This is a genomic window from Paeniroseomonas aquatica (assembly GCF_030409335.1).
Classification (GTDB): Bacteria; Pseudomonadota; Alphaproteobacteria; order Acetobacterales; family Acetobacteraceae; genus Belnapia; species Belnapia aquatica.
Genome location: NZ_JAUFPN010000148.1, coordinates 44,611 through 70,869, shown reverse-complemented (window position 1 = coordinate 70,869; position 26,259 = coordinate 44,611). Strand labels below are relative to the sequence as shown.

Here is a 26,259-nt window from a genome sequence, read left to right as displayed (position 1 = left end):
GGCCGCCCGCTGCGGCGCGGTGCCGGGCATGGCCTGCTTCACCGCCGCCGCCTGCGGCGCCGTCGCCTCCTGCGGCGGGGCGGCGGCCGCCAGGTTGGCATGGCCGATCGCCGCCGCCGCCAGCCCCTGGGCCGCCAGCATGCTGGCCCAGCCATCGGCCGGCGCGGCCGGGGTGGCGAAGGCCTGGGCCTCCGGGCCACGGCCCGGCGGCGCCGAGGCGCTGGCCGGCGCGGCATGCGGCCCCTCGAGGCCGGCATCCGGCCGCGGCGCCGCGGGCTGGCTGGTGCTGCCGCGGACCGGCTTGCGTTCGCTGATGATGCGGTAGCTGAGTTCGGTCTCGGCGTAGCGCGGCTCGGCCTCCGGGCCGGAGCCGGCCATGGCGGGGCCATCGGCCGCGGCGCCCGAGTCCTGCTGCGGCGCCTCGCTGCCGGAACCCGAGGCGGGGCCGGCCTCGGCCTTGGCCGCGGTGACGCCGTCGGTGCCGTGCCGGTAGGAGGGCTGCTGGTCGAGCAGGGCGGCGAGGGCGGCGGCGCCGAGCCCGAGCGACAGCGCCTCGCCCGGCGTGACCGCGCCGCGGAGCTTGTCCCGCAGCCGGGTCTGGGCCCAGCGGGCGTTGCTTTCGGCCTCCTCGCGCTCGCTCAGGCGGGAGGCCGGGGGCGGCCGGCGCCGGGCCGCCTCGGCGCGGTCGACCTCCTCGAGGAAGGAGACATCGGCGTCGGCGCCGGCACGGCCCCAGAGGCGGGACTTCGATCCCTTGACGGCCTGCATGCGATGCCCCTCGACGTTTCTGCGCAGGCGGCCCGGCCGAAGCAGCCCCGGCGGGCGCGCGTCAGAAATCCGTAAGAAACAAATCCGTGACCGTCATCCCCCAAAATCGGATATCAGCGCAATGTGCGAATACTGATCTCAGGTCGATATGGTCTTGATTCGATACCATCGGCCCGGGGACATCCGGCGGGCGCCGCCGGGATGGTCCCGCCGGCCGCCACGCGGGCCTGGACCATGATCGATGCGGCGGGCCGCACCGGTCATCGTCCAGGCCCCCGCGACTTCGGCTCAGCGCAGGCCGAAGAAGCTCAGCACCGCAACGACGACGACGACGAGACCGACGATGTAGATGATGTTGTTCATGGAAAGATTCTCCAGTTGCGGCGCCTAAACGTCGCCCCGGCGGGACCGTTCCCGGTTCCGAACCGAAACAGCGGCTACTGCACCTCGCGCCAGGCCGCCTTCAGGTCGGCGACGAAGCGGGCGTACTCGCGCGCCTTGCTCTCGGCATCCGGCAGCCGCAGCAGGTAGGAGGGGTGCACGGTCGGGAACAGCGGCTGCCCGTCCTCGGTGCGGATGACCTCGCCGCGCACCTTGCTGATCGCCGTCGCCTTGCCGACCAGCGCCCGCAGCGCCGTCGCGCCGAGCGAGACCACCAGCCGCGGCGCCACGATCTCCACCTCCCGCCGCAGGAAGGGCCGGTAGTGGGTGATGTCGCCGGCATCCGGCGTCTGGTGCAGCCGCCGCCGCCCGGTCGGGGTGAATTTGAAGTGCTTCACCGCGTTGGTGACATAGGCCTCCTCCCGCGGCACCCCGGCTTCCTCGAGGGCGCGGTTGAACATCCGCCCGGCCGGGCCGACGAAGGGGCGGCCGGCGATATCCTCCTCGTCGCCCGGCTGCTCGCCGACGAAGAGCAGGGCGGCGCCGATCGGCCCCTCACCGAAGACCGCCTGGGTCGCTTGCACGGCCAGCGGGCCGCGGTCGGCCAGCACCTCGGCGCGGAGCGCGGCCAGGGCCTGGGCGGGGTCTTGGGAAAAGAGATCGGGCATGGCCGCCTCAACGTCCGCCACGACCGCCCGTTGCCGCCGTGCCGCCGCCGGCGTGGCGCCGCGCTCCACCATCTCGGCGACCCGGCGCGGCGCCTCGGCCATGAGCCGGGCGATGTCCTGCGCCTCCGGCAGGTTGCGCCAGTATTTCTTCGGCATCTCCGCCCGCATCGCCGCCGGCTTCAGCCGGGCGGGGTTGAAGATGTGGGCGTAGTAGGCCCGCCACAGCACTTCCTGGGCATCCTCGGCCGGGGCATCGGCCCGCCGGCCGCCGGGGCCCATCCGCACCGCCTCGCCGTCCCAGTGGGCGCTGGCCTCGGGGGTCAGGATGGACCAGCGCATGCCGGCGAAGCGGCGGATGAAGAAGCCGGTTTCGGCCTCCAGGATGTGGTGGTCCGGCTCGAACCAGGCGATGTAGCGGGTGCCGGATTCGGTTTCCAGCATGCGGAAGCGGAGGAAGGCGTGCAGCTTGTGCGCGTCCCGCCGCACCGCCTTGGCCATGGCCTGGGCGCGGATCACCTCCGGGTCGGTCGCCACCTGCAGCAGCCCGGCCTCGCCATGGGTCAGCCGCCAGAGCAGCCGGTAGAGCAGGGCGAAGCGCTCGGGGTCGCGGTGGCGGATCGCCACCTCGGCCAGGTCGAGGAAGCCGCGCGGCACGCTGGCCGCCGCCCGGCCGGCCTGGGGGGGTGGCGGCGGCGCCGCGCCGAACAGCCCCGGCGCCTCCCCGGCCAGCGCCCGGGCGACGCCCTCGGGCGCCGGCTTGGCCGCCACCAGCCGCCGCGCCGCCGCCCGCCGTCCGGCAAAATCCGCCGGCCCGTCGAGCGCGGCGTCGATCACAGCAGGGCCAGCTGCACCGGCTTGCCGAAGCCGGTCCGCGGCGCCACCAGGGCGCGCAGCCCGGCGCTGTCGAGCAGCCGCGGCACATGGTCCGCCGTCACCAGGAAGGGCAGCAGCTTGGCCAGCGGCAGCCTGAGCCGCGCCAGGTCCTCCGAGCGGATGGAGCGGTGCCGCCGCGCCGCGATCAGCCGGTCCACGGTCTTGGTCCCGAGCCCGGGGACGCGCAGCAGCCGCTCCCGCGGGGCCCGGTTCACGTCCACCGGGAAGTCGCCCCGGTGCCGCAGCGCCCAGGCCAGCTTCGGGTCGATCCCGAGGTCGAGCATCCCGCCGTCGCCGCCGCTGAGGATCTCCTCCAGCCCGAAGCCGTAGAAGCGCAGCAGCCAGTCCGCCTGATAGAGCCGGTGCTCCCGCACCAGCGGCGGCGCCACCGGCGGCAGCAGGCGCGAGGCATCCGGGATGGGCGAATAGGCGGAGAAATAGACCCGCCGCATGCCGTAGCTGGCATAGAGGTTGGACGTGGTCCCCAGCACCGCCCGGTCGTCCGAGGCATCGGCGCCGACGATCATCTGGGTCGATTGCCCGGCCGGGGCGAAGCGCGGCGCCGCGGCGCGCCGCTCGGTCCGCTTCGCCTCCTTCGCCTCGTCAATCCGCACCCGCATCCGCCCCATCGCCCGGCGGATGCCGGCGAAGTCCTTCTCCGGCGCCAGCGCGCGCAGCGTGCCTTCCTCCGGCAGCTCGACGTTGATCGAGAGCCGGTCGGCGTATTTCCCCGCCTCGGCCAGCAGGCCGGGGTCGGCGTCGGGGATGGTCTTCAGGTGGATGTAGCCGCGGAAGCCGTGCTCCTCCCGCAGCAGCCGGGCGACGCCGACGATCTGCTCCATGGTGTAGTCCGGGGAGCGGATGATGCCGGAGGAGAGGAACAGCCCCTCGATGTAGTTGCGCCGGTAGAAGTCGAGCGTGAGCTGCACCAGCTCGCGCACCGTGAAGCGGGCGCGGTCGACGTTGCTCGTCGCCCGGTTGATGCAATAGGCGCAGTCGAAGACGCAGGCATTGGTCAGCAGCACCTTCAGCAGCGAGATGCAGCGGCCGTCCGGCGCATAGGCGTGGCAGATGCCCATGCCCTCGGTGCTGCCGATCCCGCCCGCCCTGCTGTCCCGCTTGTCGGTCCCGGAGGAGGCGCAGGAGGCGTCGTACTTCGCCGCATCGGCGAGGATTTCCAGCTTGCGGCGCAATTCCATCGGGACCCTCCAGTTCTTCATATGTTCTGAAATGAAAGCTTTCAAGCCGCCCGGTGAACCTTCCGCCGCCCCGGCGGTTACCGCTCCGATGTCGCACCTCCCCCGCCTGACCCGGACTGCCCTGGCCTGCGCCCTGGCCGTCGCCCTGCCGCTGGCGGCCGCGCTCGCCCAGGCCCCGGCCCCGGCCCCGGCGGCGGAGGATCCCTCGGCGCGGATCCCGACCGCCACCGCCGACCCGGTGCAGGCCGCGCCGGCCAACCCCGCCTTCCTCACCGGCGACCAGGTGACCACCATCCTCCGCGCCCGCGGCTATACGGATGTCAGCGGCGTGGTGCAGGAGGGCGACACCTTCCGCATCCCCGAGGCCACCCGCTACGGCGCCAAGGTGCAGAACCTCAGGATCGACGCCCTGACCGGCCAGCCGCGCGAGCAGCCGATGCTGACCCAGGCGCAGGCCATCGCCCTGCTGCGCGACCGCGGCTATGCCGAGGTCTCGGAGGTCAGCCGCGAGGGCGACCTCATCCGGCTGCGGGGCGTGCGCGACGGCACCCCGGTCGAATTGCGCGTCGACGCCCGCACCGGCGCGGTGCGGCAATAGGCATCCGCCGCCGCCACCCCATCTATCCCGGGTGAGACAGATCCCCCGGCCGGCCCATATCAACCGCATCGGCACCGCGGTCCCCCGGCATGAGGTGCATGACGCCTTCCGCATCTTCGCGGGACGCCAGATCACCGAGCCGCGCACCCGCACCGCCTTCGCCCGGCTGGCCGAGCGCTCCCACATCGCCCGCCGCCATTCGGTGCTGGAGGCCAATGCGGACGCGAGCGGCACCACCGACGAATTCTACCGTGTCGACCGCTTCCCCGGCACCGCCGAGCGCATGGCCCGCTACGAGGCCGAGGCCCCCGCCCTGGCCGAGGCCGCCTGCGACGCGATGGGCCTCGGGGATGAGGCGCCGCGCATCACCCACCTCATCCTCGCGACCTGCACCGGCTTCGTCGCCCCCGGCCTCGACCACCACCTGATCCGCCGCTACGGCATCCCCGGCAGCGTCGAGCGCAGCGTGGTCGGCTTCATGGGCTGCCAGGCGGCGATCAACGCGCTGAAGCTCGCCCACCACATCGTCCGCGGCACGCCCGCGGCCCGGGTGCTGGTGGTCAACCTCGAGCTCTGCACCCTGCACCTGCAGCCGAGCACCGAGATCGAGCAGCTGCTGTGCTTCCTGCTGTTCGCCGACGGCTGCGCCGCGACGCTGGTGACCGCCGACCCCGTCGGCCTGGCGATGGAGGGCTTCCACGCCGCCCTCATCCCCGAGGCGGCCGACCAGATCACCTGGCGCATCGGCGACGGCGGCTTCGACATGACCCTCTCGGGCTTCGTCCCGCTGACCCTGGCCCGCGCCCTGCCGGCGGAGGCCAGCGCCATCCTCGGCGGCGCCGGCACCGGCGACTTCGACCTCTGGGCGGTGCATCCCGGCGGCCGCAGCGTGCTGGATGCCGTCGTGCACGGCCTCGACCTGCCGGAGAATGCGCTGGACACCAGCCGCGCGGTGCTGCGGGATTACGGCAACATGTCCTCCGCCACCGTCATGTTCGTCCTGGCCCGGATGCTGGCCGCGCCAAGCGGGCAGCGCGGCTGCGCGCTCGCCTTCGGCCCGGGCCTCTCGGCCGAGACCATGCGCTTCCGCGTGGCCTGACCATGTTCGGCCAGCGCAGCACCGCCGCCGAATGGATGGACGATGCCGCCGCGACCGAGCCCGAATTCGCCGGGGCGCTGCGCGACCTCGCCCGCATCAACCACCTCTCGGACGCCTATCGGCCGACGCTCCGCTGGCTGGACGCGCTGGTCGAGCGCCGCGGCGCGACCGAGCTCTCGGTGCTCGACGTCGGCTGCGGCGGCGGCGACATGCTGGCCGCCATCGCCGCCTGGGCGAAACGCCGCGGCATCGCGGTCCGGCTCACCGGCCTCGACCGCAGCCCCTGGGCCGCGCGCTACACCGCCGCCGCCGGCGTCCCCGCCCGGGTGATCACCGCCGACCTCTTCGACCTGGACCCGGCGGCGCGCTTCGACGTCATCCTCTGCAGCCTCTTCACCCACCACCTGGACGATGCGCAGCTCGTCCGCTTCCTGCGCTGGCTGGATCACCACGCGGTGCGCGGCTGGCTGATCTCGGACCTGCACCGCCACTGGCTGCCCTGGGGCTTCGTCTGGGCGGCGACGCGGGCGATGCGCATGGACCCGATGGTGATCCACGACAGCACCATCTCGATCGCCCGCGGCTTCCGCCGCGCCGACTGGCAGCGCCTGACCGCTGCGGCCGGCACCCCGGCGGAGATCCGCTGGGCCATCCCCTTCCGCTGGATCGTCAGCCGGGTGCGATGCCAAGGGGGATGATCGGCACGGTCATCATCGGCGCCGGCCCGGCCGGCTGCGCCGCGGCCATCGCGCTCGCCCGCGCCGGCCAGGAGGTGCTGCTGCTGGAGCGCAGCCCGGCCCCGCGCGAGGTGGTCTGCGGCGAATTCCTGGGCGTGGATGCCGCCGCCGCGCTGGCCGTGCTGGGCCTCGACCCGGCGGCGCTGGGCGGCATCCCGCTGCGCCGGGTTGCGGTCGGCCACGGCGCCCGCACCGCCGCCGCGCCGCTGCCCTTCGCCGCCTGGGGCCTGTCCCGGCTGCGGCTCGACGGCGCGCTGCAGGCCGCCGCCGGCCCGGCGCTGCGGCGCGGCGTCACGGTGCTGGGCGCCAGCCCGGTGCCGGGCGGCTGGCGGCTCCGCACCAGCGCCGGGGAGGTCGCCGCCCGCCGCGTCATCCTCGCCAGCGGCAAGCACGGGCTGCGTGGCTTCCCCCGGCCGGCCTCGCCCTGGCTCGGCCTCAAGCTGCACCTCGACGGCGTGGCGGCCGGCGACGCGGTCTCCCTGCTGCCCTTCGCCGGCGGCTATGCCGGGCTGCAGCCGACGCAAGGGGAGGATGGCCAAGGCGGCGCCAACCTCTGCGCCGCGGTCCGCAGCCGGCCGGCCGAGCTGCTCGCCGCCGTGGCGGCGGGCTCGGCGCTGGGCGCCCGCCTGCTGCGCCACGCCACCCCGCGCTGGGACCGGCCGCTGGCGGTCGCCGGCATCCCCTACGGCTTCCGCCTGGCCGCCGGCGGGCCGCCCGGCCTCTACCGCATCGGCGACCAGGCCAGCGTCATCCCGAGCTTCACCGGGGAGGGCATGGCGCTGGCGCTGCACTCCGGCCTGGCCGCCGCCGCCGCCATCCTGGCGGGGCAGGAGGCCGCGGATTTCCACGCCGCCTGGCGCCGCCGCAGCGCCGGGCCACTGCGCTGGGCCGGGCTCGGCGCCTGGGCGCTGCGGCTGGCCCCGGCCGGCTTCGCCGCGGCCGCCGGGATCGCCCCGCTGGCCCGGCTGGTGGCGCGGCGGACGCGGCTGGACTTGGCGGCGTAATTAAGAATAAAATCTTATAATCGACGGCGGACCTACGTCCACAGACCGGCGCACGGTGCTGGTGCTTGCTTGGACAGGCAGGCGAGCCGCGGCCCTTGATACAGCATCCGTGTATTGAAAATGTTTCCTGCATTCTGCCAGCCTCGTCATTCGAACCAGGCAGGTAACAGCCGCACCTATATATTCTTAGTCACGTTGCTCGCGACGCGAAGCCGGCAACCTAGTTTCCGCTGTCCGCCAGGGTTTCGAGCCACGCAGGCCCCGCTCCACTGGCACGCCATTCTTGTTCCAAGCCTGGAAGGTGTCACACGCAATGTTTCTGTATTTATTCGATGCATCCCATGACCATTCAAAGCTAATATTGTCTCCTGCAAAGGCCCATTTTTTACTACCTAATGCAAGGAAAGAATATTTTTCATTTTCAATAGTCAGAACATGGCTATGCCAAGCGCGAGTGTTTCCGCCCTTACTAGGTGGTCGGTATTTGTCTCGGAGGAAGGTATCGTAACGACTGAAAGAAGTCCGCTCGACTTTCACGGCTGTCTCCAGAAAGGCACGCAATCGAAACCTATCAAATTTCGTTATTAAATCATACCAAAAAGCGATCAGGACGACCTTTGCTCTCCTGCTGCGTGCTCACCTTGCCTCGATGCCGGGCCAATTCGGCCAAGGTTCGCTGCACAAGCCCAAGTTCGTGTGCCTCCATCTTCAGATGTGTGGTGCAGCCGCATTAAGTCATTTCGACAATGAACAACCAAGGTAGAAGTCAGCGTTCGCTTCAGAATGAAATCGGCATGACCGCTGCTGACCCTGTGTGGACCTTCCGAATCGACTGGTGCCATTCCCTGCGGTGAAGGCAAATTGGCACTGAACCTGGCCAATGGACCGGCATGCCTATCCTTCACTTCATCACACACCCGGAAGTCGTCATCGATCCAGTGACGCCAGTGCCGGAATGGCCGCTCTCTCCGGAGGGCATACGACGTATGGGATTGGCGCTTGAGCGGCCTTGGATGAGCCGGTTGGGCTCCGTATTCAGTAGTGCCGAGCGCAAGGCGACCGATGCTGCCCAGCTGATAGGAGATTGCTTCCACCTCTCGCCAGTCGTCGTCGGTGAACTAGGAGAGAACGACCGGTCGGCAACAGGCTACCTCCCCAAGGCCGAGTTCGAGGTAGTCGCCAACCTCTTCTTCGCGCAACCGGAGAGGAGCGTTCGGGGATGGGAGCGAGCGGTCGATGCCCAGCGCCGGATCAACGCCGCCGTGGACCGGGTCATCGCCGAAGCACCCAGGGATAGGAACATTGCCGTCGTCTCTCATGGCGGCGTCGGGTCCCTCCTGCTCTGCCACCTCAAGGGCATCCCGATCAATCGGGCTGAGGACCAGCCGGGCGCCGGAGGGGGGTGCGTCTACTCCTTTGATTTGGAAACCCGCACTCTACTCTCTGGCTGGCGCCGGATTGAGGATTAAAGGACCGCTTTTCACCCACTGCGGCCGTTCCTAAATCATTTTGAATTGAGATCACACACCATAAAAAACAGAATTTTCATATCCTATCTTGATCGGTGCTCAATATTAGCAGTGTCGCTGTCTTCCATTCACAGGTCACCCTTTTGGCGGCGATGTCCGGTAGGCTCGCGGCTAAGATACTCGTTCGGTAGCTCCCAAAACCGCATGACCGCCTGTTTCACCGATTCATTCTCGCCAACGGCAAGCATGGGCTGCGCGGCTTTTCCCGCCCGGCTGCGCCGCGGCCGCCGGGGAGGCGCGGCGGACGCGGCTGGACTTGGCGGCGTAGTTGGGATTATAATCCTGGTGCCGGCGGCGGTGCCGCCGGCGCGGCAGGTCCCCCTCAACCCCTCAATTCTAAAATTTCCGCGTCTCCTTGCAGTGATTTCAGAGACTTAAGCAGGGCCAATTGAGCCGTTTTGAGCGGAATTTTACCGAATTGAGGGGAATTGAGCGGGTTTGAGCGGGGCGCCGGCCCTTAGCCGTCGAGCGACAGGTTCAGCCGCTTCACCATGGCCCGCTCGTACTCGACCCGCTGGACCAGGAAGGCGCGGTAGTCCTCGGTGTCGCGGTAGACCAGGGGCATGTCGAACTGGCCGCGGATGCGGATGTTCTCGGCGTCGAACAGCGCCGCCTTGCAGGCGTCGTGCAGCACCCGCACCACGCCCGGGTCCATGCCCTTCGGTCCGCTGACGCCGTAGGGCGAGGTGACTTCCATGTCGTAGCCCAGCTCCTTCAGGGTCGGCACGTTCGGGAAGCGCGCCGCCCGCTCGGCGGTCCAGACCGAGAGCGCGCGCATGGTGCCGGCCTCGACGAAGGGCGCCCAGGCGCTGCTGTCGCAGACCATGTCCACCTGGCCCGCCAGCGCCGCGGTGACGCCCTCGTTCGAGCCGCGGAAGGGCACGTGCGTCAGCTCGATCTTCTCCAGCTCCTGGATGGTCTCCATCGCCAGGTGGTTGGTGGTGCCGATGCCGCTGGTCGAATAGGTCAGCCGGCCCGGGTTGGCGCGGGCATAGGCGATCATCTGCGGCCAGGTCTCGAAGCGGCTGTCGGCCTTGATGGCGGTGCCGAAGAGCCAGCCGGTCAGGCCGATGATATGGGTGAAGTCGCCGATCGGGTCCCACAGCGGCGTCTTCATCATGAAGGGCCGCCGCAGCACCGAGAGGTGCATCTGGGTCAGGGTATAGCCGTCCGGCCGGGACTGCTGCGCGACCGTCATCGGCCCCAGCGTCCCGCCGGCCCCCGGCTTGTTCTCCACCACCACCGGCTGGCCGAGCGCGCGGCCGGCGATCTCGCCCATGGAGCGGAGCTGGGAATCGGCCGAGCCGCCGGCCGGCCAGGGGATGACCAGCCGGATCGGCCGGTCGGGGTAGCGGGGCTGGGCGAGCGCGGGGGCGGCGAGGCCGGCGACGGCCAAAGTCAGCGCCCCGCGGCGGGTGATGGTCTGCATGCCTTCTGGACTCTCCCGGTGGTCGTGCCGCCGGGCTTGCCGCCGCGGTCGGTGGCCTCGTCGGCCTCGCCGCATCATGCAGCACGCACACCCCCCCTGGTCCATCCCCTTCGTCATCGCCGCCGTGGCGGCGCCGGTCCCGCGCCCGGGAGGGGCCGGCTAGAGATCGAGGTCGCGGTCGGTCTCGAGCGACCACCAGAGGCGGCCGACGGCCACCACGAGCACCACGACGATGAGCAGGGCGGTCACCATGGGCATGCTCCGGATGCGCCTCGGCCGGCGCCGAGGGGGGCCGGACCCGTCCTGCCCCCATAGGCCAGCGGGCGGCCGCTGTCGGTACGGCATGGCACCGTCGCCGGCGTCGCCGGGCGCCCGGCGAACAACCGCATGCGCCGGGCGGCCAAAACGCCTATCGTCGCGGCCCGGGAGGTCGCGCCGTATTGATTCGGTGGCGACCATCCCCTGGGGGCACAGCATCCGGCATGACCGAAGACAACGGGACCGCGAGCCAGGTCGAGGCACTGCTCGCCACGGCCGACCTCGCCGGCGCGCTCGACAACGAGCGTTTCCGCCGCTTCCTCGACCAGGTGCCGATCGCCATCGCCGTCGCCGAGATCCCGCCCGCGCCGGCCGGGGCGGGCGGTGAGCACATCGTCTATGCCAATCCGGAATTCGAGCAGGTCTCGGGCCTCGCCGCCAAGGGGCTGTCGGGCAAGCCCTGGACGCTGCTGGCCGGGGAGGAGCAGGACGTCCCGGCGCCGCGGTCGCTCGGGGAGGCCATCCCCGCCGGGCAGGACCGCATCGGCACCTTCCGCATGAACCGCCCGGAGGGCGGGCCGGCGCTGGTCGATGCCTATGCCAACCTGATCGAGGACGACGAGGGCGTGCCCGCCTATCGCATGGCGGTGCTGGTCGACATCGGCGCCCATGCGCCGGACCTGAAGCAGGAGCTCGCCGACCGGCTGCGGGAGAAGGACCTGCAGTTGCAGGAGATCCAGCACCGCGTGAAGAACAACCTGCAGATGATTGCGGCGCTGATCCGGATCGAGGCGCGCAACGCCCAGGGCGGCATGGACCCCGCCCCTTTCGACCGTCTGGCCGGGCGGATCGAGGCGATCCAGATCCTTTACGGCCTGCTCTCGGACAGCGACCGCGACGGCAGCCGGGCGGCGGCGGGCCAGGTCAGCACCATCGACCTCGGCAGCTACCTCAGCGACATCGCCTCCTCGGTCATGCGCTCGCATGCGGTCGAGGGCATCCGGCTGGACCTGAAGGTCGATTCCTATCCGGTCTCGGTGAACGTCGCCATGCCGACCGGGCTGGTGGTCAACGAGTTGCTGACCAATGCGCTGAAGCACGCCTTCCCCGGCCTGGGGCGGGAGCGGCAGGGCGGGACCATCACGCTGCACAGCCTCTCGGACGGGGAGGGCTGCCGCCTCACCGTCGCCGACGACGGCATCGGCCTGCCCGCGGGCGCCGAATGGCCGCGCCGCGGCAAGCTCAGCGCCATGATCGTGCAGTCGCTGCGGCAGAACGCCAGGGCCAGCTTCACCGTCGAGTCCCGGCCGGGCGAGGGGACGCGGGTCCTCATCGCCTTCCGCCGGGAGACCGCCGCCGCCGCCTGACCCCCGCCGGAGTCCGGCCCCAGGCTTGCCTTCGCCATCGCCAGGGGCCAGTTTCCCGCCGATTTCCCGGCCGCCCTACCCCTGAGGAGCCTTCATGCCCGACAGCTTCGACCTCATCGTCATCGGCTCCGGCCCCGGCGGCTATGTCTGCGCCATCCGCGCCGCCCAGCTCGGGCTGAAGGTCGCCTGCGTCGAGAAGCGCGCCACCCTCGGCGGCACCTGCCTGAACGTCGGCTGCATCCCCTCGAAGGCGCTGCTGCAATCCAGCGAGCATTTCGAGGAGGCGACCCACAAGCTGGCGGTGCACGGCGTGCTGGTCGATGGCGTCAAGCTCGATCTCGCCCGCATGCAGGCCCGCAAGGGCGAGGTGGTCGCGGCCAATACCAAGGGCGTCGAGTTCCTCTTCAAGAAGAACAAGGTCACCTGGCTGAAGGGCGCCGGGAAGATCGTGGCGCCCGGCAAGGTCGAGGTCGCCGGCGAGACCCATGAGACGAAGAACATCGTGATCGCGACGGGCAGCGACAGCACCCCGCTGCCCGGCGTCGAGGTCGACGAGGCGCGCATCGTCACCTCCACCGGCGCGCTGGAGCTGGACCAGGTCCCCGGCCATCTCGTGGTCATCGGCGGCGGCGTCATCGGCCTCGAGCTCGGCTCGGTCTGGCACCGGCTCGGCGCCGAGGTGACGGTGATCGAGTTCCTCGACCGCCTGGTCCCCGGCATGGATGCCGAGATCGCCCGGCAGACCGAGCGGGTGCTGACGAAGCAGGGGCTGAAGTTCAAGCTGAAGTCGAAGGTCACCGCCGCCGCGGTCGGCGCCGAGGGCGTCACCCTCACGGTGGAGCCCGCCGCCGGCGGCGCCGCCGAGGAAATCAAGGCGGACGTGGTGCTGCTGGCGATCGGCCGCCGCCCCTATGTCGAGGGCCTCGGCCTGGCCGAGCTGGGCGTCGCGCTGGACGAGCGCGGCCGGGTCAGGACCGACGCCCACTTCGCCACCAACGTCCCCGGCATCTACGCCATCGGCGACTGCATCGCCGGCGCCATGCTGGCCCACAAGGCCGAGGACGAGGGCGTCGCGCTGGCGGAGATCCTGGTCGGCCAGGCCGGCCACGTGAACTACGGCGCCATCCCCGGCGTGGTCTATACCTGGCCCGAGATCGCCTCGGTCGGCGCCACGGAGGAGGAGCTGAAGGCCCAGGGCGTCGCCTACAAGTCGGGCAAATTCCCCTTCACTGCCAATGGCCGCGCCCGCGCCATGGAGGAGACGGACGGCTTCGTGAAAATCCTGGCCGATGCCAAGTCGGACAAGGTGCTGGGCGCGCATATCATCGGCCCCGATGCCGGCACGCTGATCGCCGAGATCGCGCTGGCCATCGAGTTCGGCGCCAGCGCCGAGGACGTGGCGCGGACCTGCCACGCCCACCCGACCCTGAACGAGGCGGTGAAGGAAGCGGCGCTCGGTGTCGGCGGCCGGGCGCTGCACATCTAGCGCGGGGGTCTGAAGCAGGGGGCGCGCCGTCGGTGATCAAGTACATCGGCAGCAAGCGCGCCCTGCTGACCCATATCCTCTCGACGATCGGCGCCGCCGCGCCGCCGGGGGCGACCGTCGCCGACCTCTTCTCCGGCACCGCCCGGGTCGGCCATGCGCTGAAGGGCGCCGGCTACCGGGTGCTGGCGAACGACCACAACGCCTTCGCCCATACCCTGGCCACCTGCTACGTCCAGGCCGACGCGGAGCGCTGGGCCGAGCCCGCCGCCCGCATCCTGGCCGAGCTGCAGCGCCTGCCGCCCCAGGCCGGCTGGTTCACCGAGGCCTATTGCGTCGCCGCCCGCTACCTGACGCCGGAGAACGGCGCCAAGGCCGAGGCGATCCGCAACGCCATCGCCGCGATGGGCGCCGAGCCGGAGCTGGAGGCGATCCTGCTGACCTCGCTGCTCGAGGCCGCCGACCGGGTGGACAGCACTGCCGGGCTGCAGATGGCCTACATGAAGCAATGGGCGGCGCGGGCCCGGAACCCGCTGACCCTGCGGCTGCCGGCGCTGCGGCCGCGCCCGGCGGCCGGCGCCTGCCAGGCCTTCTGCGGCGAGGCGGAGGCGGTGGCGGCGACGCTCGACTGCGACCTCGCCTACCTCGACCCGCCCTACAACCAGCACTCCTACCTCCGGAACTACCATGTCTGGGAGACGCTGGTGCGCTGGGACCAGCCGGAGACCTATGGCATCGCCAACAAGCGCCTCGACTGCCGCACGCGGCTCTCGGCCTTCAACAGCCGCCCCGGCATCGGCCCGGCGCTGGCGCGCACCGTCGCGGCGCTGCGCTGCCCGACGCTGGTGGTCTCCTTCAACGACGAGGGCTACCTCGGCCGCGCCGCGCTGGAGGCGATGCTGGCCGCCCGCGGCCACGTGCAGGTGATCGAGATCCCCTATGGCCGCTACGTCGGCGCCAAGATCGGCATCCACAGCCCGAAGGGCGTGAAGGTCGGCACCGTGGGGCGGCTGACCAATGTCGAGTACCTGTTCGTCGCCAGCGAGCGGAAGCTGACCCTGCCGCGGCTGCAGGCCGCCTGATGCCCTCCTGGCAGCGCAAGGTGGCGGGGCTGGGGCTGCTGGTGCTGGGCGTCGCCGGGCTGGTGCTGCCGATCCTGCAGGGGGTGCTGTTCCTGGCGCTCGGGCTCTTCGTGCTGCGCGACCAGTACCCCTGGGCGCGGCGGCACATGGGGAAGCTCGAGGCGCGCTGGCCGAAGCAGGTGGCGCAGGTGGCGGCGATGGAGGGCCGGATCATCGGCTGGGGCCAGCGCCAGGGCGCGCGGCTGCGGCGGCTGCTGCCCTGACGGCCGCGGCCCCGACCGACCCTTCCGGCAGACGGACGAACCCGGCCATGGCGGCGCCGTTGCCTTGCCATGGCCGATGATCCGGCCGGGATGGGAGATTGCGTCATGAACATCAAATTCGCCCTGCTGGCGACGGCGGCCCTGCTCTCGGCCACGCCGGCCCTGGCCCAGACCGCGCAGCAGCGTGCCCAGGCGGCCCAGGGCCAGACCGGGCAGAACCAGGCCACGCCGGGCGCCCCGGCCTCGACCGGCGCCCGGGCCGAGGTGACCTCCACCCCCGAATTCCTCCGCCAGGTGGCGATGAGCGACCGCTACGAGACCGCCAGCAGCCGGCTGGCGCTCGAGAAGTCGCAGAATGCCAAGGTGAAGGACTTCGCCCAGGCCATGGTGGCCGACCACGGCCGGACGACGCAGGAGCTGCAGGTGCTGATGCAGCAGGTCCCGGGCATGGGCGCCGGCGCCGCCACGCCGCTGCCGCAGGGGCGGGAGGCGACCGGCACCGCCGCCAGCGGCCGCATCACCAATGCCCAGGGCGGCCCGCAGCACGAGGGGCTGGACCAGCAGCATGCCGCCCTGCTGCAGCAGCTCCAGGGCGTCAGCGGCGCCGAATTCGACCGCATCTACATCACCCAGCAGGTCGCGGCGCATCAGCAGGCGGTGGACCTGTTCCGCAACTACAGCCAGTCGGGCGATAATGCGCAGCTGAAGGCCTGGGCGGCGCAGACCCTGCCGGCGCTGCAGCAGCACCTGCAGCTGGCCCAGCAGCTCCAGCGGGCGACCCAGGGCTAGCACCCCGCGCCCGGCCGGTGGACGACCCGGCCGGGCATCCCCTTGGCGGCGGGCCGGGGCTGGGCGAGACTCCCGGGATGCCGCAGCCGCCGCCCGCCCGATGACCCCGCCCGACCCGCGCCGGGTGGCCCTGTTGCTCGGCGTGGCGCAGACGCTGGCCTGGGCCGGGACCTACTACCTGCCGGCGCTGGTGGCCCCGGCGGTGGTGGCCGACCTCGGGGCCGATCCGGCGCTGGTCTATGGCGCCTTCTCCCTGGCCCTGCTGATCTCCGGCCTGGCCGCGCCGCGGACCGGGCGACTGATCGAGACGCTCGGCGGCCGGCCGGTGCTGCTGGCCTCCTCCGGCATCCTGGCGGCGGGCCTGGCCCTGCTGGCGGTGCTGCCGGGGCTCTGGGGCTGGTTCGCCGGCTGGGTGGTGATCGGCTTCGGCATGGCGCTGGGCCTCTACGAGGCGGCCTTCGCCACCCTCGGGGTGCTCTACGGCCGGGGGGCGCGGCGGGCGATCACCCTGGTGACGCTGGTGGCCGGCTTCGCCAGCACGCTGGGCTGGCCGCTCACCGCGGCGCTGCTGCCGCTGGTCGGCTGGCGCGGCACCTGCCTGGCCTATGCCGCCATCAACCTGCTGGTGGTGCTGCCGCTCTATCTCCTGGTGCCACGTGCCGCGGCCGCGGGCAGTGAGGATGCCGCCCCGCCGGAGGCGGCGGAGCCGCCGCTGCCGGTGGCCTGGGTGCGGCGCAGCTTCCTGCTGCTGGCGGTCTTCTTCACCCTGCGGGCGGTCATCAGCGCGACGCTCGCGGTGCACCTGATCGCGGTGCTCGGCGGGCTCGGCCTGTCGGTGGCCGGGGCGGTGGCGGCCTCGGCGCTGCTCGGGCCCTCGCAGGTGGGGGGGCGGCTGCTCGAGTTCACCCTGGGCCGCGCGGCGCATCCGCTGACCGCGGCGCGGCTGGGCGGGGCGCTGCTGCCGCTGGGGGCGCTGGCGCTGGTGCTGGCGGGGCCGGTGGCGGCGGTGCCCTTCGTGCTGCTCTACGGCGCCAGCAACGGCATCCTGACCATCAGCCGCGGCGCGGTGCCGCTGGCCCTGTTCGGGCCGCGCGGCTACCCGGTGCTGATGGGCCGGCTGGCGCTGCCGATCCTGCTGGCCCAGGCCGCCGCCCCGGCGGTGACGGCGCCGCTGGTCGCCGGGCTGCCGGCGGTGGCGGTGCTGGGCCTGGCCGGGCTGCTGGCGGCGGCGGCGCTGGCCTGCCTGCTGCCGCTGCGGGCGGCGCCGCCGCCTGCCTGATCCGAGGCCTGGCCCGAGGCTTGGCGCCGCAGGCGCCTGTGGTATGAATTGCGGCGGAGGACCGCTGCATGCAGTACGACGAATACATCTCGCTGGGCAGCGATTGCGAAGGCGGCTTCCAGATCCGCCGGATACTTGGGCATGACAGCTCGAATTACTTCAACTGGAACGTCACCGACCTCCAGGCGCTCAAGCGGCTGCTGGAGAACCGCTTCGCCGGGGTGCTGCAGCCCGGGAACGTTTCGGTCCATGGCGACGGCGGCCTGCTGAACGACCACCTGTACGAGTACAAGTTCCACTCCCCCTTCGACCGCCCGGACTTCCGCAACGACCCGGCGTTCGAGGCCAAATTCCAGGATCACCGGGAGAAGGCGCAGTACCTCATCGACAAATTCCTGCGGGAGCGGCCGGCCGGGCATGCCACCGCCTATTTCTACAAGGTCGCGGTGACCGAGGAGCCGGGGGCGCCGCAGCGCATCCTGCCGGAGGTGCGGGACATCCTGGCGGGCATCCACGGCGCCGCGCCCTTCGTCATCGTCGCGGTCATGGCCGAGGACCGGCGCGAGGAGCCCTGGGGGCTGCCGCAGATCCACAACCGCTACCTGCGGCGGATCGCGCCGTGGAACGATGCCCCGGACGGGCATGTGGGATCCTGGGACCGGCTCTTCTACGAATTCCCGCACAAGGAGCCGATGCGCTTCTCCGGCTACTGAAGCTGGCGGGCCTTCAGCGGCTCGGCCTCGCGGCGGCGGGACCGGCCGAGCGCCACCCAGGCGCCGGCGCAGATGACGACCAGGGTCGAGAGCAGGCACCAGGCCGCCAGCAACTCGGCGGCACGCAGCACGAATTCCGTTGGCAGCGCCCCGAGCCAGAGCAGGCTCAACAGCATGGTAAACCCGATGAGGGCATGCCCGAGCAGCTGTGATTGCATCGACACCCTCTCCTTGCGTCACATCCCGTGACATTCGTATACTGCACGGGAAGTTGATTCAAGTGTCCGCGTGTTTCATTCCGCGTACGGCTTGAGCGGGGTCTGGCCATCCCCCGGGGTGGTGCCGAAGGCGGCGCGGAAGGCGGCGCCGAAGGCCGGGGCGCTGGCATAGCCGACCGCCGCCGCCGCTCGCGCCGGCGGCATCCCCCGGGCGAGCAGCGCCGCCGCCTCGGCCAGCCGCAGCATTTGCCGCCAGCGGCCGAAGCTCATGCCGGTCTCGGCGCGGAACAGCCGCGTCAGGGTGCGCGGGCTGGCGCCGCAATGCCGCGCCCAGTCCTCGAGCCCGAGGTCGCGGGCGGGCTCGGCCCGCAGCGCCTCGGCCAGCCGCTGCAGCCGCGGGTCGCGCACGGCGGGGACGCCGAGCGGCAGGGCGGGGGCGCGGGCGATCTCGTCCAGGATCAGCGCCGCGAGATGGCCGCCGCGCCCGGCCTCGTCCCATTCCAGCGGCTCGGCGCAGGCGGCGAGGACCAGCTCCCGCAGCAGGGCCGAGACCGCGAGCACGGTGACCGCGGCCGGCCCGGCGGCGGCGGCGTCGGCGCGGAGGAACAGCGCCCGCATCGCGACCGGACCCTGCATGGCCGTGACATGCGGGACCGCGGCGGGCATCCACAGCGCCCGGCCCGGCGGCACGATGAAGCCGGCGGCATCGGTCGAGATCCGCATCACCCCATGCGTCGCGTACAGCAGCTGGGCGCGGGAATGGGCGTGGCGCGGCACGCTCTCGCCATCGACGTAGTCGCGCTGGAAGCCGGCCAGCGGGCGGTCCACCGCATCGGCCGGGATGTTGCGGAACGGCGCGCCCAGGATTTGGCCGGGCGGCGACAGGGTTTGGCCAGCCATCGTCATCCGGCCAGGATAGGCTCGGGACCGAGGCCCAGGAAACGGAATACCGCCATGCCCGACCCCGCCGCGCGGCAGATCGCCTTCGTCAACGCCGCCCATATCTACACCCACTACAGCCTGCTGGTGCTGGCCACCGCGGTCCTCGGCATGGTGGCCCAGGCGCCGGAGGCCTTCGGCCGCGAGTACGGGCCGATCCTGGCGCTCGGGACCGGGATGTTCGTGCTGTATGGCCTGGGCTCGCTGCCGATGGGCTGGCTGGCGGAGCGCTTCGGCCGGCGCGCCATGATGGCGGCCTTCTTCCTCGGCACCGGCGGCGCCTCGGTGCTGGCCGGGCTGGCGGAGACGCCGCTGACCCTCGGCCTGGCGCTGGCGGTGATGGGGTGCTTCGCCGCCATCTACCACCCGGTCGGCACCGCCATGCTGGTGGAGGCGGCCGCCGCCTCGCCCAGCGGCAAGATCGGCCGCGCCGTCGGCATCAACGGCGCCTTCGGCAATATGGGCGTGGCGCTGGCCCCGGTGGTGACGGCGCTGGTGGCGGCGCGCATGGGCTGGCACTGGGCCTTCGTGCTGCCGGGGGCGGTCTTCATCGCCACCGGCCTGCTCTGGCTGCGGGAGCCCGCCTTCGACGCGGCCAAGCAGGCGGCCAATGCCAAGCCCTTCCCCGCCATCCCGCCCGCCATCGTCCGCCGCGCCGTGGTGGTGCTGCTGGCGCTGGCCGCCGTCTCCGGCCTGGTGTTCAACGCCTTCGCCCTGCTGCTGCCGAAGCTGATGGAGGAGCGGCTGGCGGGCTCCCCGGACCTGCTGCCGGTGGTCGGGCTGCTGGCCTTCCTCGCCACCATCTGCGGCGGGCTGACGCAGTTCACCGTCGGCCACCTGATCGACCGGCAGACCCTGAAGAACGTCTTCCTGCCGCTGGCCCTGGTGCAGGTGCCCTGCCTGCTGGCGCTGTCCGTCGTGCAGGGCTGGCTGGTGCTGCCGCTGGCGGCGCTGATGGCCGCCTCCATTTTCGGCCAGGTGACGGTGAACGAGACCATGACCGCGCGCTACGTGGCGCCGGCGCTGCGGGTGAAGCTCTATTCCATCCGCTTCACCATCGGCTTCCTCGGCGCCGCCAGCGCCTCCCCGCTGGTCGGCTTCCTGCACCAGGCGACCGGCAGCCTGGCGGCGCCGATGCTGGTGCTGGCCGGCTTCGGCGCGGTGACCTTCGCCTGCGCCCTGCTCTTCCCCAACCGGCGGGAGGAGCTGCAGCCGGAGCTCTGGGCGCGGGCGGGGGGGGATGCCGCGGCGGAGGGGGCAGGGCGGCTGGTCGGGGCGCCGGCCCGGCCGGGCGGCTGAGCGGCCTCCGGGGCCTCGCTTGCCGGTTGCCCTGATCGGGTATAATTCCCTTTCCGTACAGGGCCGGCGGGCGCGATGCCCCGGGACCTGCCGGCCCCCGTCCTCACGGAGTACCCGATGTCCGAGTCCCCGCCGGAAGCCTGGATCCGCTCGGTCGCGCCCGGCGGCAGCTTCGTCGACATCGGCGGCATCGGCGAATGGTCCTGCAACGAACGCGTCAGCATCGCCCTCGAGGCCGGCGCCAGCCATGTGGCGATGGCCGATATCCAGCCCTACAGCTCCGACTACTGGAGCTTCTTCCACAACATGATGCGGGAGAAGGGCATCGGCCGCGACCGCTATGCCTGCCACGAGAAGGTCGACATCACCCGCGCCGACCTGCCGGAGCAGCTGCCGCGCTTCGACACGCTGTACTCGACCGGCATCCTCTACCACGTCGCCGATCCGGTGACCTCGCTCTACAACCTCACGCGCATCACCGGCCGCTGGCTCATCGTCAACACCGTCATCATGCCGGCGCGGGTCGAGAACGAGCTCGGGGTGGTGGAATGCCCCGACGGCATGGCCTTCCTGCTGCCGGCCATGTCCGAGGCGCAGCGCGACATCATGCGGCTGCACTACCGGACCAAGTTCGGCTGGAGCATCGACGACACCGCGCCGCGGCCGCAGCAGTCCGGCGCCATCATGCCGCACCGGACCGCGCAGGGGCTGAGCTGCTGGCCCTACTGGTGGCTGATGTCGATCCCGGCCTTCCGCACCCTGGTCAACGTCATGGGCTTCGCGGTGCGGGAGGAATGGACCTGGGAAGAGCATGCCCACTTCATGCTGTGCGAGCGGGTCGACCCCCTGCCGGACTGAAGCCGCCCATTGACCAAAGCGGGTGCGGCGGCTTCCCTGGCGGGATGACCGCAGCCCCGCTGATCACCCTGTCCGGCCAGGCCCGGCTCGCCGGCATCCTCGGCTGGCCGGTCGGGCATTCCCGCTCCCCCCGGCTGCACGGGCTCTGGCTGCGCCGGCACGGCATCGACGGCGCCTACCTGCCGCTGCCGGTGGCGCCCGAGCGCTTCGCCGCCGCGGTGCGCTCGCTGGCCGACCTCGGCTTCCGCGGCGCCAATGTCACCATCCCCCACAAGGAGGCGGCCTTCGCGGTCTGCGACCGGGTGGACACGACCGCGCATCGGGCCGGGGCGGTGAACACGCTGGTCTTCCGCGACGGGGCGATCGAGGGGTCGAACACCGACGGCTGGGGCTTCCTGGCGAATTGCGCCGAGGCGGCGCCGGGCTGGCGCGCGGCGGCGGGACCCGCGGTGATCCTCGGCGCCGGCGGCTCGGCCCGGGCCATCGCCGCGGCGCTGCTGGACGCGGGCTGCCCGAAGCTCACCCTGGTGAACCGGACGCCGGCCCGGGCCGAGGCGCTGGCGCGGCAGCTCGGCGGGCCGGTCGAGGTCGCCGACCGGCCGCCGCTGGCCGGGGCGGCGCTGCTGGTGAACACCACCTCGCTTGGCATGCAGGGGCAGCCGCCGCTGGTGCTGGACCTCGCCGCCCTGCCGGCCGCGGCGGTGGTCGCCGATATCGTCTATGTTCCCCGTGAAACATCCCTGCTGGCGACGGCGCGGGCGCGCGGGCTCACCGCGGTGGAGGGGCTCGGGATGCTGCTGCACCAGGCGCGGCCGGGCTTCGAGGCCTGGTTCGGGGTGCGGCCGGCGGTCGATGCCGAGCTGCGGGACTTCGTCGGCGGGGACATTCCCGCCCGATGAAGATCCTCGGGCTGACCGGCGGCATCGGGATGGGGAAGTCGACCGCCGCGAAAAGCTTCCGCCGGCTGCGGGTGCCGATTTTCGACGCGGATGCCACGGTGCATGCGCTGCAGGGGCGCGGCGGCCGCGCGGTCGGGCCGATCGGCGCCGCCTTCCCCGGCACGCTGCGCGACGGCCGGGTGGACCGCGAGGCGCTGCGCCAGGCGGTGCTCGGCAAGCCGGAGGCGCTCACCCGGCTGGAGCGGATCGTCCATCCGCTGGTGCGCGACGCCGAGCGGCGCTTCCTCGCCGCCGCGCGGCGGCGGGCGGCGCGGCTGGTGGTGCTCGACATCCCGCTGCTGTTCGAGACCCGCGGCCAGGGCCGCTGCGACCTGGTGGTGGTGGTGACCGCCCCGGCCGCGGTGCAGCGCTGGCGGGTGCTGCAGCGCAAGGGCATGACGCCGGACCGGCTGAAGGCGATCCTGGCGCGGCAGACGCCGGACCGGGAGAAGCGGCGGCGGGCGGATGTGGTGGTCCACAGCGGGCTGTCGCGGCACCATGCGCAGCGGGCGATCCGCCGGATCGTGCGCGAGGTGAGGTCGGGCGGGGAGGAAGCGTCCCTCCCCCCCTCCTGCCTATGAGCTGAGGCCCAGGGCGGCCAGGGCCGCCGCGCCATCCCAGACGGCCTCGTCGCCGATCAGCACCAGGGCCGGCTCCAGCGCGGCGTCGCAGGGGGTGATCGCCAGGCGGCGGCCGACCCGCTGCACCAGCACCGCGGCGCCATCCACCACCAGCAGCCCCTTGGCCCGCAGCACGCCCTCCGGCAGCGCCTCGAGGGCGGGGCGCAGCGCGGCGGCGGCCAGCGGGCGCGAGGGGCGCAGGGTGACGGCGGCGAAGGTCGCGCCATGGCCCGACGCCTGCGGCGCGCCGGCGGCGTGATGGCCGAGGGCGACGGCCAGCGGCAGCGCCGCCCCCTCCACCACCGCGGCGCGCGGGGCCAGGGGGCGCAGCGCGGCGGCCACCGGCGCGGCAGGGGCGAGGTCGGTCTTGCTCAGCACCAGCAGGTCGGCGGCCCGCAGCTGGCGGCGCAGGGTATCGCCGAGGCGCGGATCGGCGAGGCGGGCCAGGACGCCCTCGGCATCGGCCAGCACCAGCACGCCGGCGAGGCTGAGATCCGGGTCCAGCAGGGCGATCTGGGCGATGGCGCCGGGGTCGGCGACGCCGCTGGCCTCGACCAGGATATGGTCGGGGACCGGGCGGCGCCGCAGCACGGCCTCGATGCCGGCGGCGAAGTCGTCGCCGATGGCGCAGCAGATGCAGCCGTTGGTCAGCGCGATGGTATCGCCGCTGGCGCTCTCGATCAGCGCGGCGTCGATCGCGATGCTGCCGAAGTCGTTCACCAGCACCGCCAGCCGCAGCCCCGCTGCCTGGCGCAGCAGGGCATTCACCAGCGTGGTCTTGCCGGCGCCGAGGAAGCCGCCGACGACGGTGAAGGGGATCGGGTCCCCCGTGTTCACCCTCATTGTTCGGCCGGCCGATTCAGACCTGCGCGCATGGCTGCGTTCCGGTCATCGGTCGGCGGTATCTGGCCGGCCGATTCAGACCTGCGCGCATGGCTGCGCTCCGGTCATCGGTCGGCGGTATGCGGGATGCCGCCGACGACGGTGCCCTTCACCGGCACGTCCTTCAGCGCCTCCGGCGCCACCGCCTCCGGGTCCTGGCCGAGGATGCAGAAATCTGCGCGCTTGCCGACCTCGATGCTGCCGATCTCGCCGTCCAGCTTCAGCGTATAGGCGGCGCCGAGGGTGATGGCGCGCAGCGCGGCGGCGACCGGGATGCGCTCCTCCGGCCCCAGCACCCGGCCGCCGGCGGTGATGCGGTTGACGGCGCACCAGGCGGTGAACAGCGGCGCCATCGGCGTCACCGGCGCGTCGGAATGCATCGCCAGGGCGACGCCTTCGCGCAGCGCGGTGGCGCAGGCATCGAGCCGGCGGGCCTTGTCCGGGCCCATGGTCCGCGCGGCGTGCTCTTCGCCCCAGTAGTAGATGTGGTTGGCGAAGAGGTTGGCGCAGATGCCGAGGCGTGCCATGCGGCGGAACTGCGCGGCATCGGCCATCTGGCAGTGCTGCAGGGTGTGGCGGTGGTCCCAGCGCGGGCTGCGGGCGAGCGCGGCCTCCACCGCCTCGATGGCGACCTCGCTGGCCTCGTCGCCATTGGTGTGGATGTGGCACTGCAGGCCCGCCGCATGATAGGCGTGCAGGGTTTCGAACAACTCGTCCGGGCCGATGTTCCAGATGCCGTTGGGCTGGCCGCCGATGTAGCCCGGCCATTTCAGCCGGCCGGAGAAGCCCTGGATCGAGCCGTCGGTCATCAGCTTCACCAGGCCGAAGCGCAGGCGGTCGTTGTTCTGGGCGCGGAGCCGGGCGATCCTGGCGATGCCCTCCGCCGCGGTCAGCCCCTGGGCGTTCAGCGCCGGCAGCAGGCGGAGCGGGAAGTGCGCCTCGCGCGTCGCGGCGACATAGGCGGCGACCACCGGGTCCGGCAGGTCGGCGAAGAGGTCGGTCGCGGTGGTGACGCCGACGCGGCAGGCGAGGCGGGCGAAGCGGTGCAGGCTGTCGCCCTGCGCCATGATGCCGTGCTGTGGATTGCCGACCGCCTTGAAGGCCATGTACTTGGCCGCCATCTCGCGCAGCTCGCCGGTCGCCCGGCCGGCCGCGTCGCGCAGCACGCCGTCGATGTTGGCGTCGATCAGCCCGCTGCGCTCCAGCACCGGCGTGTTGACGTTCATGACATGGCCGTTCGAGTGCAGCAGCACCACCGGTCGGGTGGCGGAAACGCGGTCGAGCTCGGCGGTGGTGACGCGGGCATCGCCGAAGTAGATCGGATCGAAGCCCCAGGCGAAGAGCGTCTCGCCCGGCGGCAGGGCGCGCTCGGCCTCGGCGAGGCGGGCGACGGTCGCCTCGATGCTGTCGCAGCCGGGCCAGCGGCGGCCCTCGGGGTCGTGGCGGTCGAAGTAGCCGGCATAGGCGAAGGTCCAGACGCCGCCTTCCCAGGCGTGGCTGTGGCCCTCGACCAGCCCGGGCATCAGCACATGGTCGGCGTAGCGGTCATCCGTCGTGGCGGGGCCCCAGGCGCCGGTTTCCGCCGTGCCGCCGACCGCGAGGATGCGGCCGTCCCGCACCGCGACATGCGTGGCGCTCGGGCAGGACGGATCCATGGTGATGATGCGCCGGGCGCGATAGACCGTGATGGGTGATGCCATGGATGCCGCCTCCGTCCGGGCGGCATCCTCGGCCAGCACGGTCCCCGGCGCAATCAGCGGCGGAGGCGGCGGATCTGGTAGCTGTCGAAGGCGTATTCCGACAGCTGCAGCCATTGGTAGGCATCCTGGCGGAAGGCCGCCATCTCGCGGAAGATCTCGCCGTAGACGGGGTCGGCGCGGGAGTATTCCTCGTGCATCTTCTGCGTCTCGTCGTAGCAGACGTCGAGCACGGATTGCGGGAAGGGCCGGAGCTGCGCCCCGCCGGCGACCAGCCGCCGCAGCGCCGGCGGGTTCAGCGCATCGTAGCGGGCGAGGCCGAGCGAGGTGGTCGCCGCCGCCGCGGTCTGCAGGATGCTGCGGTAGGCCGGCGGCAGCTCCGCGAATTTCTGCTTGTTGACGAAGAGCGAGAGGATGCCGGTCCCCTCCCACCAGCCGGGGTAGTAGTAGTAGGGCGCGACCTTGTAGAGGCCGAGCTTCTCGTCGTCGTGCGGCCCGATCCATTCGGCGGCGTCGATGGTGCCGCGCTCGAGCGAGGGGTAGATGTCGCCGGCGGCGATCTGCTGCGGGATGGCGCCGAGCCGCTGGAAGACCTGCCCCGCCAGCCCGCCGATGCGGAACTTCAGCCCTTTGAGGTCCTCGGGCGACTTGATCTCCTTGCGGAACCAGCCGCCCATCTGCGCGCCCGTGCTGATGAGGGGGAAGCAGAGCACGTCGTGCTTGTCGTAGAGCAGGCGGTTCAGCTTCTCGATGCCGCCCATCTCGTAGAGCCAGGCCATCTGCTGCCGGCTGTTCAGCCCGAAGAGCAGCACGGTCGCGAACATGAAGGCGGGGTCGATGCCGACCGAGTAGGAGGAGGCGGTGAAGCAGCTCTCGACCGAGCCCTTCGAGGTGGCATCGCGGGCATCGAGCGCCGGGACGATCTCGCCGGGGGAGAAGACGCGGATGCTGAAGTCGCCGTCCGTCGCCTCGCTGACCATCTTGGCGAAGCCGGTCGCGGCGCCCCAGAGCGTGTCCAGCGCGCGCGGGAAGCTGGAGGTGAGCCGCCAGCTCACCTTGCGGCTGGCCTGGGCCAGCGCAGGGGTCGCCAGGGGGGTGGCAAGCCCGAGCGCCGCCGCCGGCGCGGCGCCCTTCAGCAGAAGCCGTCGATCCATGATCCGTTCCTCGATCCGTCGGGCGACTGATGCGCCCGTGCAAGGGAGAGGCTAGGGCAGCGACGCCGGGATCGTATACCCCCCTTGCCGGTGGGGCCGGTTCCTCCGCAGGATGCCGCGCCGCACCATCCGGGG

The 26,259-nt window shown here is 72.0% G+C and carries 25 protein-coding genes; 16 read left to right on the top strand and 9 right to left on the bottom strand.

The window, feature by feature from the left end:
* The 3 genes from QWZ14_RS14475 to QWZ14_RS14465 all read right to left on the bottom strand — a co-directional run.
* Nucleotides 1-768, bottom strand: a 768-nt coding sequence (locus QWZ14_RS14475) for a hypothetical protein (protein WP_456307244.1), incomplete at its 3' end; no start/stop codon positions are given.
* Nucleotides 769-1,205: 437 nt separating this feature from the next.
* Nucleotides 1,206-2,651, bottom strand: coding sequence for a UdgX family uracil-DNA binding protein (locus tag QWZ14_RS14470; protein WP_290317416.1), 1,446 nt, complete (start codon nucleotides 2,649-2,651; stop codon nucleotides 1,206-1,208).
* On the bottom strand, nucleotides 2,648-3,889 hold the full coding sequence (locus QWZ14_RS14465; RefSeq protein WP_290317415.1) for a putative DNA modification/repair radical SAM protein: 1,242 nt from the start codon (nucleotides 3,887-3,889) through the stop codon (nucleotides 2,648-2,650). The genes QWZ14_RS14470 and QWZ14_RS14465 overlap by 4 nt, the downstream gene beginning before the upstream one ends.
* Nucleotides 3,890-3,977: 88 nt before the next feature.
* Between QWZ14_RS14465 and QWZ14_RS14460 the strand changes: the two genes are divergently transcribed.
* The 5 genes from QWZ14_RS14460 to QWZ14_RS14440 all read left to right on the top strand — a co-directional run bounded on the left by QWZ14_RS14460 (nucleotide 3,978) and on the right by QWZ14_RS14440 (nucleotide 8,796).
* On the top strand, nucleotides 3,978-4,487 hold the full coding sequence (locus tag QWZ14_RS14460; protein ID WP_290317414.1) for a hypothetical protein: 510 nt from the start codon (nucleotides 3,978-3,980) through the stop codon (nucleotides 4,485-4,487).
* A gap of 31 nt (nucleotides 4,488-4,518) precedes the next feature.
* Entirely contained in the window at nucleotides 4,519-5,586 is a 1,068-nt protein-coding gene (locus QWZ14_RS14455) for a type III polyketide synthase (RefSeq protein WP_290317413.1), read from the top strand.
* Nucleotides 5,587-5,588: 2 nt separating this feature from the next.
* Entirely contained in the window at nucleotides 5,589-6,284 is a 696-nt protein-coding gene (locus QWZ14_RS14450; RefSeq protein ID WP_290317411.1) for a methyltransferase domain-containing protein, read from the top strand.
* Nucleotides 6,281-7,327, top strand: a complete 1,047-nt coding sequence (locus tag QWZ14_RS14445; RefSeq protein ID WP_290317409.1) for an NAD(P)/FAD-dependent oxidoreductase — start codon at nucleotides 6,281-6,283, stop codon at nucleotides 7,325-7,327. Before QWZ14_RS14450 ends, QWZ14_RS14445 begins: the two co-directional genes overlap by 4 nt.
* Before the next feature lie 890 nt (nucleotides 7,328-8,217).
* Nucleotides 8,218-8,796, top strand: a complete 579-nt coding sequence (locus QWZ14_RS14440) for a histidine phosphatase family protein (RefSeq protein WP_290317407.1) — start codon at nucleotides 8,218-8,220, stop codon at nucleotides 8,794-8,796.
* Nucleotides 8,797-9,313: 517 nt separating this feature from the next.
* Here QWZ14_RS14440 and QWZ14_RS14435 read toward each other — a convergent pair.
* Nucleotides 9,314-10,285, bottom strand: a complete 972-nt coding sequence (locus tag QWZ14_RS14435; RefSeq protein ID WP_290317406.1) for a tripartite tricarboxylate transporter substrate binding protein — start codon at nucleotides 10,283-10,285, stop codon at nucleotides 9,314-9,316.
* Nucleotides 10,286-10,767: 482 nt separating this feature from the next.
* On the opposite strand from QWZ14_RS14435, the gene QWZ14_RS14430 reads away from it, so the two are divergent.
* The 7 genes from QWZ14_RS14430 to QWZ14_RS14400 all read left to right on the top strand — a co-directional run bounded on the left by QWZ14_RS14430 (nucleotide 10,768) and on the right by QWZ14_RS14400 (nucleotide 17,519).
* On the top strand, nucleotides 10,768-11,910 hold the full coding sequence (locus QWZ14_RS14430) for a sensor histidine kinase (RefSeq protein WP_290317405.1): 1,143 nt from the start codon (nucleotides 10,768-10,770) through the stop codon (nucleotides 11,908-11,910).
* Nucleotides 11,911-12,004: 94 nt separating this feature from the next.
* Entirely contained in the window at nucleotides 12,005-13,396 is a 1,392-nt protein-coding gene (gene lpdA, locus QWZ14_RS14425; protein ID WP_290317403.1) for a dihydrolipoyl dehydrogenase, read from the top strand.
* A gap of 32 nt (nucleotides 13,397-13,428) precedes the next feature.
* Nucleotides 13,429-14,475 (top strand): DNA adenine methylase, encoded by a 1,047-nt coding sequence (locus QWZ14_RS14420; protein WP_290317402.1) that lies wholly within the window; start codon nucleotides 13,429-13,431, stop codon nucleotides 14,473-14,475.
* Nucleotides 14,475-14,738: a PGPGW domain-containing protein gene (locus QWZ14_RS14415; protein WP_290317401.1), complete on the top strand. Its 264-nt coding sequence runs from the start codon at nucleotides 14,475-14,477 to the stop codon at nucleotides 14,736-14,738. The genes QWZ14_RS14420 and QWZ14_RS14415 overlap by 1 nt, the downstream gene beginning before the upstream one ends.
* A 105-nt stretch (nucleotides 14,739-14,843) precedes the next feature.
* Nucleotides 14,844-15,527 (top strand): DUF4142 domain-containing protein, encoded by a 684-nt coding sequence (locus tag QWZ14_RS14410; protein WP_290317400.1) that lies wholly within the window; start codon nucleotides 14,844-14,846, stop codon nucleotides 15,525-15,527.
* 100 nt (nucleotides 15,528-15,627) lie between these two features.
* The gene (locus QWZ14_RS14405) at nucleotides 15,628-16,806 is read left to right on the top strand and encodes an MFS transporter (protein WP_290317399.1); all 1,179 of its coding nucleotides are present in this window, start codon (nucleotides 15,628-15,630) and stop codon (nucleotides 16,804-16,806) included.
* A 68-nt stretch (nucleotides 16,807-16,874) separates the two neighbouring features.
* A complete protein-coding gene (locus tag QWZ14_RS14400; protein WP_290317398.1) occupies nucleotides 16,875-17,519 on the top strand; it encodes a DUF1796 family putative cysteine peptidase in 645 nt (214 codons plus the stop codon).
* Here QWZ14_RS14400 and QWZ14_RS14395 read toward each other — a convergent pair.
* Nucleotides 17,513-17,737: a hypothetical protein gene (locus QWZ14_RS14395; RefSeq protein WP_290317397.1), complete on the bottom strand. Its 225-nt coding sequence runs from the start codon at nucleotides 17,735-17,737 to the stop codon at nucleotides 17,513-17,515. The genes QWZ14_RS14400 and QWZ14_RS14395 overlap by 7 nt on opposite strands.
* Nucleotides 17,738-17,812: 75 nt before the next feature.
* Nucleotides 17,813-18,637: an AraC family ligand binding domain-containing protein gene (locus QWZ14_RS14390; RefSeq protein WP_290317396.1), complete on the bottom strand. Its 825-nt coding sequence runs from the start codon at nucleotides 18,635-18,637 to the stop codon at nucleotides 17,813-17,815.
* 54 nt (nucleotides 18,638-18,691) lie between these two features.
* On the opposite strand from QWZ14_RS14390, the gene QWZ14_RS14385 reads away from it, so the two are divergent.
* From QWZ14_RS14385 to coaE, 4 genes are all read left to right on the top strand, one after another.
* On the top strand, nucleotides 18,692-19,975 hold the full coding sequence (locus QWZ14_RS14385; protein WP_290317395.1) for an MFS transporter: 1,284 nt from the start codon (nucleotides 18,692-18,694) through the stop codon (nucleotides 19,973-19,975).
* A gap of 117 nt (nucleotides 19,976-20,092) precedes the next feature.
* On the top strand, nucleotides 20,093-20,833 hold the full coding sequence (locus QWZ14_RS14380; protein ID WP_290317394.1) for a methyltransferase domain-containing protein: 741 nt from the start codon (nucleotides 20,093-20,095) through the stop codon (nucleotides 20,831-20,833).
* Nucleotides 20,834-20,877: 44 nt separating this feature from the next.
* Entirely contained in the window at nucleotides 20,878-21,732 is an 855-nt protein-coding gene (locus QWZ14_RS14375) for a shikimate dehydrogenase (RefSeq protein ID WP_290317392.1), read from the top strand.
* Nucleotides 21,729-22,352 (top strand): dephospho-CoA kinase, encoded by a 624-nt coding sequence (gene coaE, locus QWZ14_RS14370; protein WP_290317391.1) that lies wholly within the window; start codon nucleotides 21,729-21,731, stop codon nucleotides 22,350-22,352. The genes QWZ14_RS14375 and coaE overlap by 4 nt, the downstream gene beginning before the upstream one ends.
* On the opposite strand, the gene QWZ14_RS14365 is transcribed toward coaE, so the two are convergent.
* From QWZ14_RS14365 to QWZ14_RS14355, 3 genes are all read right to left on the bottom strand, one after another.
* Complete coding sequence (locus QWZ14_RS14365) at nucleotides 22,347-23,234, bottom strand: CobW family GTP-binding protein (protein ID WP_290317390.1); 888 nt, start codon at nucleotides 23,232-23,234, stop codon at nucleotides 22,347-22,349. The genes coaE and QWZ14_RS14365 overlap by 6 nt on opposite strands.
* Before the next feature lie 104 nt (nucleotides 23,235-23,338).
* A complete protein-coding gene (locus QWZ14_RS14360) occupies nucleotides 23,339-24,973 on the bottom strand; it encodes an amidohydrolase (RefSeq protein ID WP_290317389.1) in 1,635 nt (544 codons plus the stop codon).
* A gap of 53 nt (nucleotides 24,974-25,026) precedes the next feature.
* Complete coding sequence (locus tag QWZ14_RS14355) at nucleotides 25,027-26,124, bottom strand: TRAP transporter substrate-binding protein (protein ID WP_290317388.1); 1,098 nt, start codon at nucleotides 26,122-26,124, stop codon at nucleotides 25,027-25,029.
* Nucleotides 26,125-26,259 lie beyond the last annotated feature (135 nt).

Bases quoted from the DNA above. Each gene is read 5' to 3' on its own strand.
- QWZ14_RS14465 (WP_290317415.1), bottom strand. From the start codon at position 3,889: ATGGAATTGCGCCGCAAGCTGGAAATCCTCGCCGATGCGGCGAAGTAC.
- QWZ14_RS14460 (WP_290317414.1), top strand. From the start codon at position 3,978: ATGTCGCACCTCCCCCGCCTGACCCGGACTGCCCTGGCCTGCGCCCTG.
- QWZ14_RS14450 (WP_290317411.1), top strand. From the start codon at position 5,589: ATGTTCGGCCAGCGCAGCACCGCCGCCGAATGGATGGACGATGCCGCC.
- QWZ14_RS14445 (WP_290317409.1), top strand. From the start codon at position 6,281: ATGATCGGCACGGTCATCATCGGCGCCGGCCCGGCCGGCTGCGCCGCG.
- QWZ14_RS14440 (WP_290317407.1), top strand. From the start codon at position 8,218: ATGCCTATCCTTCACTTCATCACACACCCGGAAGTCGTCATCGATCCA.
- QWZ14_RS14435 (WP_290317406.1), bottom strand. From the start codon at position 10,285: ATGCAGACCATCACCCGCCGCGGGGCGCTGACTTTGGCCGTCGCCGGC.
- QWZ14_RS14430 (WP_290317405.1), top strand. From the start codon at position 10,768: ATGACCGAAGACAACGGGACCGCGAGCCAGGTCGAGGCACTGCTCGCC.
- lpdA (WP_290317403.1), top strand. From the start codon at position 12,005: ATGCCCGACAGCTTCGACCTCATCGTCATCGGCTCCGGCCCCGGCGGC.
- QWZ14_RS14415 (WP_290317401.1), top strand. From the start codon at position 14,475: ATGCCCTCCTGGCAGCGCAAGGTGGCGGGGCTGGGGCTGCTGGTGCTG.
- QWZ14_RS14410 (WP_290317400.1), top strand. From the start codon at position 14,844: ATGAACATCAAATTCGCCCTGCTGGCGACGGCGGCCCTGCTCTCGGCC.
- QWZ14_RS14405 (WP_290317399.1), top strand. From the start codon at position 15,628: ATGACCCCGCCCGACCCGCGCCGGGTGGCCCTGTTGCTCGGCGTGGCG.
- QWZ14_RS14400 (WP_290317398.1), top strand. From the start codon at position 16,875: ATGCAGTACGACGAATACATCTCGCTGGGCAGCGATTGCGAAGGCGGC.
- QWZ14_RS14395 (WP_290317397.1), bottom strand. From the start codon at position 17,737: ATGCAATCACAGCTGCTCGGGCATGCCCTCATCGGGTTTACCATGCTG.
- QWZ14_RS14390 (WP_290317396.1), bottom strand. From the start codon at position 18,637: ATGGCTGGCCAAACCCTGTCGCCGCCCGGCCAAATCCTGGGCGCGCCG.
- QWZ14_RS14385 (WP_290317395.1), top strand. From the start codon at position 18,692: ATGCCCGACCCCGCCGCGCGGCAGATCGCCTTCGTCAACGCCGCCCAT.
- QWZ14_RS14380 (WP_290317394.1), top strand. From the start codon at position 20,093: ATGTCCGAGTCCCCGCCGGAAGCCTGGATCCGCTCGGTCGCGCCCGGC.
- QWZ14_RS14375 (WP_290317392.1), top strand. From the start codon at position 20,878: ATGACCGCAGCCCCGCTGATCACCCTGTCCGGCCAGGCCCGGCTCGCC.
- coaE (WP_290317391.1), top strand. From the start codon at position 21,729: ATGAAGATCCTCGGGCTGACCGGCGGCATCGGGATGGGGAAGTCGACC.
- QWZ14_RS14365 (WP_290317390.1), bottom strand. From the start codon at position 23,234: ATGAGGGTGAACACGGGGGACCCGATCCCCTTCACCGTCGTCGGCGGC.
- QWZ14_RS14360 (WP_290317389.1), bottom strand. From the start codon at position 24,973: ATGGCATCACCCATCACGGTCTATCGCGCCCGGCGCATCATCACCATG.
- QWZ14_RS14355 (WP_290317388.1), bottom strand. From the start codon at position 26,124: ATGGATCGACGGCTTCTGCTGAAGGGCGCCGCGCCGGCGGCGGCGCTC.